This window comes from Natronospirillum operosum (genome assembly GCF_004768465.1).
Taxonomy (GTDB): Bacteria; Pseudomonadota; Gammaproteobacteria; order Pseudomonadales; family Natronospirillaceae; genus Natronospirillum; species Natronospirillum operosum.
The window spans coordinates 1,321,524-1,332,923 of sequence record NZ_SRMF01000001.1 but is presented as its reverse complement, the minus strand read 5'-3'; the positions used below and the strand labels follow the sequence as shown (position 1 = coordinate 1,332,923).

The 11,400-nt window shown below is 61.4% G+C and carries 8 protein-coding genes; 5 read left to right on the top strand and 3 right to left on the bottom strand.

The window, feature by feature from the left end:
* Nucleotides 1–110: 110 nt before the first annotated feature.
* A complete protein-coding gene (locus E4656_RS06225) occupies nucleotides 111–1,472 on the top strand; it encodes a peptidoglycan DD-metalloendopeptidase family protein (protein WP_135482098.1) in 1,362 nt (453 codons plus the stop codon).
* A 594-nt stretch (nucleotides 1,473–2,066) separates the two neighbouring features.
* On the top strand, nucleotides 2,067–3,647 hold the full coding sequence (gene traF, locus E4656_RS06220; RefSeq protein WP_167855955.1) for a conjugal transfer protein TraF: 1,581 nt from the start codon (nucleotides 2,067–2,069) through the stop codon (nucleotides 3,645–3,647).
* Between the two features lie 411 nt (nucleotides 3,648–4,058).
* Here the strand turns inward: traF and E4656_RS06215 are convergent, their stop codons facing one another.
* From E4656_RS06215 to E4656_RS06205, 3 genes are all read right to left on the bottom strand, one after another.
* Nucleotides 4,059–5,144: a M48 family metallopeptidase gene (locus tag E4656_RS06215; RefSeq protein WP_135482095.1), complete on the bottom strand. Its 1,086-nt coding sequence runs from the start codon at nucleotides 5,142–5,144 to the stop codon at nucleotides 4,059–4,061.
* Between the two features lie 2 nt (nucleotides 5,145–5,146).
* The gene (locus tag E4656_RS06210; protein WP_135482093.1) at nucleotides 5,147–6,502 is read right to left on the bottom strand and encodes a YjgN family protein; all 1,356 of its coding nucleotides are present in this window, start codon (nucleotides 6,500–6,502) and stop codon (nucleotides 5,147–5,149) included.
* 194 nt (nucleotides 6,503–6,696) lie between these two features.
* Nucleotides 6,697–8,742, bottom strand: a complete 2,046-nt coding sequence (locus E4656_RS06205) for a class I SAM-dependent methyltransferase (protein WP_135482091.1) — start codon at nucleotides 8,740–8,742, stop codon at nucleotides 6,697–6,699.
* 267 nt (nucleotides 8,743–9,009) lie between these two features.
* Between E4656_RS06205 and fliS the strand changes: the two genes are divergently transcribed.
* The 3 genes from fliS to E4656_RS06190 all read left to right on the top strand — a co-directional run bounded on the left by fliS (nucleotide 9,010) and on the right by E4656_RS06190 (nucleotide 11,374).
* Nucleotides 9,010–9,450, top strand: a complete 441-nt coding sequence (fliS, locus tag E4656_RS06200) for a flagellar export chaperone FliS (protein ID WP_240753902.1) — start codon at nucleotides 9,010–9,012, stop codon at nucleotides 9,448–9,450.
* Nucleotides 9,447–9,785, top strand: a complete 339-nt coding sequence (locus E4656_RS06195; RefSeq protein WP_135482089.1) for a hypothetical protein — start codon at nucleotides 9,447–9,449, stop codon at nucleotides 9,783–9,785. The genes fliS and E4656_RS06195 overlap by 4 nt, the downstream gene beginning before the upstream one ends.
* Nucleotides 9,786–9,907: 122 nt before the next feature.
* Nucleotides 9,908–11,374 (top strand): sigma-54 dependent transcriptional regulator, encoded by a 1,467-nt coding sequence (locus tag E4656_RS06190; RefSeq protein ID WP_135482087.1) that lies wholly within the window; start codon nucleotides 9,908–9,910, stop codon nucleotides 11,372–11,374.
* The last annotated feature ends 26 nt before the right edge of the window (nucleotides 11,375–11,400 follow it).

Here is an 11,400-nt window from a genome sequence, read left to right as displayed (position 1 = left end):
TTACAAGCGCCAACAGTCCGTAACTGTTGAAAACGATTCACTGCTGGCGCCATAATGCGGGCGCGGACAGGGTCCGCAAGTAGCTTGGTGTTTACTCAGAGTCTGTAGTTATGGGAGTTAGACAAGTTCGGCGATTGCATCGGGGATGGCAGACTCTGCCAAATCTTCATCGCCATGGTATTTCGTTTCTGGCCCTGGTGCTGGTGGTCGTGCTGTTGTGGCCGACGGAAGACAAAGCGCTGGAAGCCGCCATCTATCTGCCGCCTGAACTCTCGCATCTGGATGCCCTCAACGGCAGCCTGAACCGCACTCCCTTTACCGAAGACCGCCTGCGCGAGCGCCTGCGTGGCGAAGGCATGTACGGTGATATTCCCAGCCACGGTGACTACGACATCGTCACCTACGAGATTGGCTCCGGTGACAGCCTGAGCGGTATCTTCGACCGCCTCGACCTCGGCCAGACCGCGATGTACCAGATTCTCTCCGCCGATGAATCCCTGCTGGCGCTGGACGTACTGCGCGCCGGCCATCGACTGAAGTTCTACAAGGACCCGGACAGCGGCCGCCTGGAGCGCATGGACCTGTACGTGCACGCCGGCTATCAGGTCAGCTATGAACGCTTTGATGACCACAATTTCGAATATACCGAAACCCTGGTCGAGGGTGACTGGCCGCAGCGCGTTATCGGTGGCGAGATCAATGGCAGCTTCTACGTGTCGGCACGCAATGCCGGCCTCAATGATCGCGAAGTGGCCGAGATCACCCGCCTGATGGAAGACAGCATTGATTTCCGGCGCGAGATTCGCGCCGGTGACACCTTTGATGTGATTCGTGCCGAGCAGATGATCAATGGCCGTGCCACCGGCCGCACCCGCATCGAGGCGATCCGGATTCATGGTCACAGTCCGCGCTCGGCCTTCCTGTTTGATGACGGCAACTATTATGACCAGGAAGGCGAGAGCCTGCAGCGCGCCTTTATGCGTTACCCCTCCAATACCCGCTACCGGGTATCGTCCAGCTTCAATCCGCAGCGTCGCCACCCGGTAACCGGGCGTGTGGCGCCGCACAACGGTACCGACTTTGCCATGAACACCGGTACACCGGTGCTGACCACGGGTGATGGTGTGGTGACCCGGGTCGAGAACCATCCGTTCGCCGGCAAGTATGTGGAAATTCAGCACGGCACCCGCTTTACCACCCGCTACATGCACCTGGACCGCATTCTGGTACGCCACGGGCAGACGGTCAGCCGGGGTGACCGTATCGGGCTTTCCGGTGCTACCGGCCGCGTGACCGGCCCGCACCTGCACTTCGAACTGCACGTCAATGGCCGCCCGGTCGACCCCATGCGGGCCGAGATCCCGATGGCGGAATCGGTACCCAGTGATCAGCGCGAAGCCTTCGAACGCCGCGTGGAAGAACTGCTGGTGGTAGTGGAAGACAGCAACGTCCAGTACGCCGCCAACCGCTGAACCGACAGGGAACTGTTGTAGCGAGGGACGCAAGTCCCGATAAACGCGACGCAAGTCCCGATTAATGCTGCCACATTCCCGTCGCCATGCTCGGGCACATGCCCCTTGTGCCACTCTCTGGCATGCCGCCTTTGCGGGGTACCCTGACCGCAGACACGCAAAAAACGGCATCCCTGCCAGCTCGACTGCGCACATCCCTGTGCGCAGACGGTCTGCGGTCAGGGTACCGCCGCGCGGCGGCCGCACCACTTGTGCCTCCCAATTCCTGTAGCGAGGGACGCAAGTCCCGATAACGCGACGCAAGTCCCGATAACGCGACGCAAGTCCCGATAACGCGACGCAAATCCCGATTAGACCGATGGGCCCCAGGCCCCGAGCAAGGGCGGCTGGCGCCACCCATCGCGACTTGCGTCGCTCGCTACAAACCCAATCACCACCCGTGCCCAAACCTCGACACCCTCGCCATTGAAAATCGACTTTAAATATTTTGTCAATAAGCTATTCTAAAGGCGTTAGCAGATGGTTTTTGATCATCTGCCATCCATCAAAGGCCGGAATCAACCGCCTCGCAGTATCTCAGGGAGAGCACTCATCATGCGCCGTCTTACTCTTCTCGCTGCCTCCATGGCAGCTGCTTCGGGAGCCGCAGCCAGCGGCATGGTCTACAACAGCCCTCAGGTGACCAGCATGGGCGGGGCAGGGGTCAGCTCCTCTTCCCTGATGAACCCGGCACTGGTTACCCCCAACCGCGGGGCCAATCGCTTTGATCTGACGCTGGGCTCCACCACCATCTATCTGGAGGACCCCAATACCTTCGGCAACAGCCTGCGCAAGTTTCTGGAAGATGATCTGGAGACCTATCAGGACTTTGATTACGGGCAGTTGAATACTTCGGCGGGGAATCTGTCTCAGGCTGCCGGTGATACAGCTCAGGCAGCAGATGACTTTAATCCAGGTGCTCCCCAGACACTGGATGATCTGCGTGCTGCGCAGGAAAATCAATCTGCGGCCACTGATGATACCCAGGGCAGTGTGGGCAACTACCGGGGCCTGGTACAGCGCACTGAAACCACCTTCCGCAGTTTTTCCGATCGCCCGGTCAATTTCGGCCTGCTGGCTGGCCTGGGTCTGACCATGCCGCGCGGTGATGTCCCCTTCGCCATTGCGCTGAGCAACAATACCTATGGTGGCTCGCAGCTGAATCTGGAAGAAAGCGACCTGCAGGACCTGAACTTTGTACTGGATGATCTAAATGACTATCTGGACGAGGTTGAAATCTTGAATCAACGCCTGTCAGATCTGATTGATGCTGCACAGGCATGGTCAGATGCCAACGGCTTTCCGGGTGACGGTACCCCACAAGAGCAAAACTTCAATGATGCGAACACGGCGTTTACTGCTCAGCAGGTCGTTGTTGAGGAGTTTGATTCAGAGAATGAGCTCTTCGTGAACGGCCAGATTGATGACGATGCGGCCATCCTGGCCTTCGACGAAGACGATCTGGATTCCACAATAGATATTCTGGGGGCCAATATCACCGAGCTGGCCATTGGTTCGGGCATGGATTTCCCCAATGTCTACGGCAACCTGTCGTTCGGTGCCACGGCCAAGCTGCAGTATATCCGCGTATTCGGCGAGATCATCGAGTTCAACGAGATCGAGAATGTCGACCTGGGCTTTATTCAGGAGAATACCGAGGAATACTTTACCGGCAATCTGGATCTGGGTGTGGCCCAGAGCTTCGAGCAGCCGGGGCTGGGCATGTTCTCGGTGGGGGCGGTAGTACGGGATGTGATTCCGCAGACCTTCGAGAGCGGTGATGGCCGTGAGATCGAGATCAACCCCAAGGTGCGGGCGGGTATTTCGCACCATACGCAGCTGACGCGGGTCACGATGGATCTGGATCTGACCGAGAACGACCCCATCGGCTTTGGCGCCAAGACGCGCTATTTCGGTCTGGGTGGCGAGTTCAACGCCTGGGACTGGGCGCGCTTGCGGGCCGGCTACCGCAACAATCTGGCAGTGGATGATGCCAGCATCATCACGGCGGGTGTGGGCCTGAGCCCGTGGGCCGTGGAGCTGGATTTTTCCGGCTGGATGAAGCCCAACTTCGAGGATGAGATCGACCTGTTGCTGAACTCCGGCTTCAGCGCCGACCTCGCCATCCGCTTCTGATACCCGTCATGCAGGCGCCCCTTCGGGGGCGCTGGTTCTCATGACAGGCTGAGCCTCCTTCTGCGGGGTACCCTGCCACATTCCCGTTGCCTGCCAACTCCTGTAGCGAGGCACGCAAGTGCCGATGGGCCGTGAGGCCCCTTATAAAGGGCGGCTGCGCCGCCCATCGCGACTTGCGTCGCTCGCTACAAATTCGGCTTGCGCCTCATTATCGGGACTTGCGTCGCTCGCTACAAATTCGGCTTGCGCCTCATTGTCGGCACTTGCGTGCCTCGCTACAGGAGTTGGGAGCCACGGCTGGAGTCGCCTGCCGGATGCATGCCCTGTGAGACCGTTTGCGGCCAGGGACGGCCGCAAACGAGCTGGCAGGGCACCCATGCGTGGCTGAGGGCCACAGCCTACAGGAGTCGGCTACGGGGCCTGAAAGCGTTCTATGCGCTCCGGAGTCGGCGGGTGGGTGGTGAGGTAGCGCGACCAGGGGCTGTCACCACGCCGGTCTGCCAGATCCGCCTCCGGATCGAAGCTCGCGCCGTAACTCAGGCGCCACAGAATATTGTGAAAATGCGCCAGCGGAATATCGTTGGCCAGCATATAGTCGCGTGCAAAATCATCCGCCTCGAACTCCGCTCGCCGACTGTAGGACAGCTCATTGATGATCAGCGGCGCACCCAGCAGAATCTCCGCCGTGGCCGAGGCGTCCCCCGTCAGCAGCACAAAGGCAATACCGATGATGGAGCTCTGAATCAGCCCCTGCAGACCGTGATTGTGCGCGATATGGCCAATCTCGTGCAGCAGAATCGCTGTCAGCTCGTCATCGTGTTCCGCCAGTGCCACCAGTTCATCGGTCATGATCATGGTGCCATCCGGCAGTGCTACCGCATTGGCACCCAGCGGGCCACCCTGACGGAACAGCAGCCGCAGTTGCAGATCCGGGTGGTCGGCCTTGATGGGCGCAAAGTGCTCGCGCAGGCGCTGTTCTTCGTCCTCGTCGAGCTGGCTTTCCTCGAACCAGGCGCGGTCAGCCACGGCCAGTGTCTCGCGCGTCAATTGTTCGACAGCCGCCCGCGGCACGCGCTCCGCCATGACCCCGGCCAGCGCCGGAATACCCCAGGTCAGCATGGACCAGCCAAAGGCCACCACCAGCAGCACGGTCAGCGCTATGAAGCGCTTATGGGATTCCAGCCGGTGTACCACACTGGTCAGCAGGGAGGGGCGAAAGCGGCGCTGCAGTGCGTCCACGGCGTCCTGATTCTTGGTAGCAAAGCGACCACCCTCGGGGTGGCCGAGAAAGCGGGTGGTATGGCCCAGGCGGTCACCGAACTGCCAGTCGGCAGCCGGGGCCCGGGCCAGTTCGACGCCGCTGTCGGCGTCGACCACGACCAGTTGCTCTGCGTCCTGCAACTGCAGCCGCGCCCTGTGCTGCTGCGATGAACCGGCGGGATACCACTCGCCGTTCAGGTTGTCAGGGCGTGCATCGGAGGCAGAGGTTGAGGGCATGTTCAGGCCCCCACATCCAGATCAAAGAGGTCGCCCACGCCTTCGGCAATGGCACTGGTGCGTTCCTGCTCGACGGCCGCGATGCGGTCCAGATCACCATCGACCACGGCTTCGGTATGCTCGGCCGCATAGCGCGCCGCCCGTACCTTGGCCCAGGGTGTGAACAGGCCCAGCGTGAATACCGTGGCCAGGGTGTTGACCAGAATCAGCTTGAAGTAGGAACCGTCTTCCCAGTTGGCCTCGAAGCCGTGTTCGGCCTGGCCGGCGGTCAGGCTGGTGAAGTTGTACTTCAGGTTGGCCATGCGCACATTGAACACGGCCAGCAGGCCGAGATAGAGCGCGATACCCAGGGTGGACAACACCAGCAGCGGCGCATTCGCCACGGCCAGGCCCCACAGTATCAGGCCGCCGAACACCATCAGGCCGACCAGCTTCAGTGCCATCACATAGTAGGCGCTGACCGGCGCGGCAAACGAAAACGGTGCCGTGCCCCAGGCATGCTGACCGATGATGTAGTGCTGCTGGCGCTGCAGCATCAGCGGGAACAGCAGGCCCAGCGTGATGGTGCCGATCAGCGGCCAGACAATAAAGGCCATGAAGGCGCCACCCAGAGTGCCGGTGAATTGAAACGGCACATTGCGGTAGCTGCTGTAGCGGGCGTTGAAGCGCAGTGCCTGGCGCACGGCCCAGGGCATGAAGGCCAGCAGTGCCAGCCAGGCGATGATGGCAGTGGTCAGCGACAGCTCACCGAGCACGGTGTAGGCAATAAAGAACACCAGCGCGATGATGCGCCCGACCAGTATTCGTTTCGGGTCGGCCGTGTATTCGAAGGTGGCATCCTCGACTTCGGTATTGCCGTAGAAATACTGCTTGTTGCGCACCTTGGCCCAGGCGGAGTAGATGCCCAGGGTGACAATGGACAGCAGGATATTGACGATCCAGATGCCGAAATACTCGCGCCCGTCACCATGAAACCGGAACGGTGCCATGCGCGGGGAGGCGGCGGCGCTATCGGCTTGTGGCGCGCTGCTGCCGGCCTGGCTGCCACCGGCCTCGGGGCCGGGGGCTGCAGAGCGGGCCTGTCTGCTGTCTGCCGCCAGCGGCTCCAGACTGAGCCCGGCGGCGCCCTGAGCTTCCAGCTCCACCTTCATGCCCAGTGTTGCCAGGCGACTCCGGTAGTGGTGGGCGGCCTCGGCGTCCAGGTCACGCTTGAGGGTGGTACGGGCGGCGCTGAACAGCTGGTCGACGCGATCCAGCGCCAGTGAGAAGGCTTTGGCAAACCGCTCCTTGACCTGTTCGACCTCGTGGCCGTGCTGCAGTTCACCGGTGAAAATAATGTTGTAGCGCATATCGGACATAGCGGGTTTCCTTCCTTGTGCTTTGATCCTGGCGCTATCTTAGTCAAGCCGTGCTGTCGTGACTACCGGGCGCGGGTTCAAATCGTGATCTGGAACACAGTTCGGGCAACCGGTGTTGCCGCAAGGGGACCGACATCCCTGTCGGCGTTCTGTCGGTACTCTTTATGCCATGGCCATGGTGGCTATGGCGGCACTCAGGCCAGCGGTTTCTGCAGATACAGCTGGTACATGCCGCCGAACAGCGTGGGGTTGTCGCGCTCCAGCGTTTCCCAGTTGTCCAGCCGGTTCAGTGCCGGGTCATCGGGGAAGAAGTGCTGATAGGCGCGCCGCGCACTGGCCGGCAGGACAAAGCCCAGAAACTCCAGCGGCAGCGATTCGATCATGGCGGCCAGTTCGGCTGGGGTGAAGGTATGCTCCTGCACATGAAACAGCAGATCGCGCACCCCGCTCATGGAATAGAAATCGACCGATTGCACCAGGGTGGCCAGTTCGGGGGCATCCGCTTCGCGCAGCAGGCTGCGTCGGAACCGCCGGATGTCGTGCGGGGTCGCGCTCAGGTTCTGGTCGGCAATGATGTCCCGTAACTGATGAATGATCTGGCGGGCCCGCGTGCTGTACAGGCCGACCTTCATCAGGCCGCCGGGGCGCAGGCGCGCACAGAGCTGTTGCCAGCCGGCCAGGGGGTCGGCCATGTGATGCAGTACGCCGCTGCATTCGATGACGTCGAACTGGCGGTCCAGACGGTGCAGTTGCAGGATATCCCCCTGCACGAATTCGATGTCTTCCACGGTGAGCTCTTCGGCCATGGCCTGACCATAGGCCAGACTGCGTCGGCTCAGGTCCATGGCCAGCACCCGGGTGTCGAAAAAATGGCGCGCCAGATGCACGGCATGACGACCGGTACCGGTGCCGGCCACCAGGATATCGAGCGGCTGCTGCTGGCCTGTCGGCGCGCGGTAGGCGGGTACTTCACCGGCCACCGCCGGCAGATAGGCGGTGGGTGCATAGCGGGGCAGATACTCCCAGCGCGGATAGGGGTTTTCTTCATACTGCAGACGCACCGCGGCTGACGTATCGTCGGTGATCGGGGTCAGGGTGGGAATCTCCTGCGCCCGTGCCAGCTCGGCATGGCGGTTGGTGATCAGTGCCGGAATCATGGGCTGCAGAGGTTCCGGCCACAGGCTTTCCAACCGCTCGGTCGGCGGTAGCCAGCTGCGGTCGTCCAGGGGCCGGTACAGGGCCAGCAACGCCAGCGGCAGGGCCAGGCCCGGCAGGTCATCGGCAGCGGCGAGTTCGGCGCAGCACTGTTCCAGGCTGTCGAGCGTCGTGATTTCGTCTTCGGTTTCCGGCAATACCTGCTCGCAGTGCAGGCCGTAGCGCAGCAGTCCGCTGAACAGACGCAGCAGCGGGGCATCGAACCGACCCAGGGTCAGGTGGTGATGCAGGCAGGTGGTACGCAACGAGGCCACCAGATCTTCCACCTCGGGGTGCACGAACAGCAACCGGTGCAGCGCTTCCAGCAACAGGTCGTCACTGAGCAGGGCGGCCAGGTCGATGCGGCTGTCCGGGTTGGTGAGGTGGTAGCGGTGAATCAGCAGCGAGCCGGTGACCGATGCCAGCGCCTGGTGATCCAGGTCCGGTGTCTGCAGCAGCTCCGGCATGTCGTCACGCAGGGCCGGGTCATCATAGTCTGCCCGCACCCGGGCGGCGCATTCGAGCAGCCGGGTCTTCAGTGTCCACTGGTTGGGGTACTTGCGAATCAGGCGGCGATAGTCGCTGAAGGCTTCCGCGTAGAGGCCGCTGCGATAGTGCACATAGGCCAGCGACTGGTCGGCCACGGTGGCCAGCGGGTCGATCTCGATGGCACGGCGGAACTCGCCGGCGGCGTCGGCAAGGCGCTGCTGCTGCAGGGCCAGATGGCCCAGACTGAAGCGCACGCCGGCATCATGTGGGGCCAGGCGGGCGGCCTGCTGCAGATGGTCAGCGGCGATCTCGAACTGCCCCTGGTCCAGGGCCAGGCGGCCCAGCAGGTTGTGGGCACGGGCGCGGGTCGGCTTGTGCGCCAACAGGGTCTGGCCGATTTCCTCCGCACTGCGCAGATGATAGCGGTAGGCTTCTTCGCCAATACCCCGCAGGCCGGCGCGATCCAGGTGCCAGGCGGCCTGCTGTTCCAGGTGATCCAGGTCACCGGCCGCGCGCGTTGCCCGCGCGTCTGCTTTGTGCTGTTGTGCCTCTGTCATGGCCTTGTTCTCCGGCAGTGCTTTGCCTGCGGGCGGCAGTAATTTGCCCGCCACCCCTTTGTTCCCGAATCCGCCGTCCTTCCCGGTTGCCGAGTTCAGAACCCGCCAGCCAGGCGGGTTTCGACGGTTTCGGGACGCTGCACGGTCAGTCTTTGTTCCGTGTTTGCAAAAGCAGAGTTCCAAGGTTTGTGCCAAAATAGTCAGACCGTCTCCCTGGACGTAAATACGGCTCAAGATTTGTCGTTGCCGGTCGCCACAAGAGACAGTATGTCTGATCAGACCGAAGTTGAGGATTCAATCATGTATGCACGTGCCGCCAAGCAGTACCAGACAGTGGGCAACCAGACCGGTGTCATGGACGCAGATCCACACCGCCTGATCCAGTTGCTGATTGATGGCGCTCTGGACCGTATGGCCGCTGCCCGGGGTCATATAGAGCGCAACGAGATAGAGCAGCGCAACAAGATGCTCAATTCGGCGATCAAGATTATCTCCGGCCTGCAGGAGAGTCTGAACATGGACGCCGGCGAGGTGGCGGCCAATCTGGAGCGCCTGTATGACTACATGACGCGGCGGCTGTTCGAAGCCAACGTCAAGAATGATGCGGAGATTGTCGATGAGGTGATCCGGCTGCTGACCGAGATCAAGGACGCCTGGGATGGTATTCGCGACGAAGCTCTGCAGGAAATGGCCCGGAGCGGACAGTGAACGCCCGGCTGCGCTCAGAACCCGCCTCGGAAGCGGTTTTCCTGCTGCGTCTCGAGGCCTGCCATGAGCAGGCGCGCGCGGCCATGGCAGGGCAGGACTGGCACCAGCTTGGCGAGGTTGCGCGCGAGCTGGATGCCGTGGCGGGCGAACTCAACCTGGCCATGGCGGCGGGCTTTGCCAGCGAAAAGGTCGATATCCGCCTGCAGGCACTGATCGAGTTTCTGCACAAGGCACTGGCGCAAGCCAGGGCACTGGATACCCACCTGCGTCAAAAAGAGGACGATCTGCGCCAGGAACGCAGCGCTGCAGTCAGCCACGCAGTGTATAAAAAATAAACATTCCGTCGCCTTCCCCATAAAAATATTGACAAATATTTGACTCCAATCACAATCATGCTACAACCTGAGTAGGAAAGCGCCTCCGCGCAGTATTGGCAGCGAACAGGAAGCGGCATCGCATGTGGCAAGAAAACAAGTTTCTCGTGTTGCTGGATGATCCATCCGCCCGCGAGGAAGTCAGTCTGATTTTCAATTTTCTCCAGGATGAGACTTTGACGCTGGCCAGCACTGACTGGCAACGTCACGCAGAGGAGCATCTGGAAACAAGCCCCATGGGTTTTGGTGGCATCATACTGGGTCGTACCAAACGCCCGACCGCCGAGATGGTCAGCGAGATCTTTGCCTGGAATCGCGGCCTGCCCATCATCACCCTTGATAACCCCATTGCACCGGAAACCCTGGCTGAAGAGCACCGCAATACGGTGCTGGGCAATCTGACCTGGCCAACCACCTACAATCGCCTGATTGATGCCATGCACCGGTGCCAGATGTACCGTGAACAGTATGAGCTGGGCCGCTCCCGTCAGCAGCAGCGTGACACCAAGCTGTTTCGCAGTCTGGTGGGCAGCTCGCGCAGTGTGCAGCATGTGCGCGAGATGATGGCCCAGGTGGCCGACAAGGATGTGACGGTGCTGATTCTGGGTGAGTCCGGTACCGGCAAGGAGGTGGTGGCGCGCAATCTGCACTATCACAGCAATCGCAAGGACGAGCCCTTTGTGCCGGTCAACTGTGGCGCCATTCCGGGCGAACTGCTGGAAAGCGAACTGTTTGGCCACGAGAAGGGGGCCTTTACCGGCGCCATCACGGCGCGCGCCGGGCGCTTCGAGCTGGCCGAAGGCGGCACGCTGTTTCTGGATGAAATAGGCGACATGCCGCTGTCGATGCAGGTGAAACTGCTGCGGGTACTGCAGGAGAACACCTTCGAACGGGTCGGTGGCAACAAGACCTACACGGCCAATGTGCGCGTGATCGCCGCCACCCACCGCAACCTGGAAGACATGATTGCGGAGGGCTCCTTTCGTGAAGACCTCTACTACCGCCTGCATGTGTTCCCGATCGAGATGCCGGCACTGCGCGAGCGTTCGGAAGATATCCCGCTGCTGATCAATGAACTGATTCGGCGGGTCGAGAACGAAAAGCGCGGCTCGGTGCAGTTCAATTCGGCTGCCATCATGTCGCTGACCCGTCATGACTGGCCGGGCAATGTGCGTGAGCTGGCCAATCTGGTCGAGCGTCTGGTGATCATGCATCCCTACAGTGTGGTCGGGGTGCAGGAACTGCCGCCCAAGTATCGCCATGTCGAGGATGGAGACCCGGAAGAGATTCCGATAAGGGCGCCGACCCCGCTGGCAGCCGATCTGGTCGAAGCCGGTTTTGACGCCAGCCTGCAGCCCCAGGCGCTGCTGCCGGTCAATGGCATGGACCTCAAGCAGTATCTGACCGAACTGGAGCAGGAGCTGATCAAGCAGGCCCTCGAGGACTGTGACGATGTGGTCGCCCGGGCGGCCGACAAGCTGCAGCTGCGCCGCACCACCCTGGTCGAGAAGATGCGCAAATACGGTCTGTTGAAGCGCGACCTACCGTAAACAGACAATTCGGCACACCCCTTGCA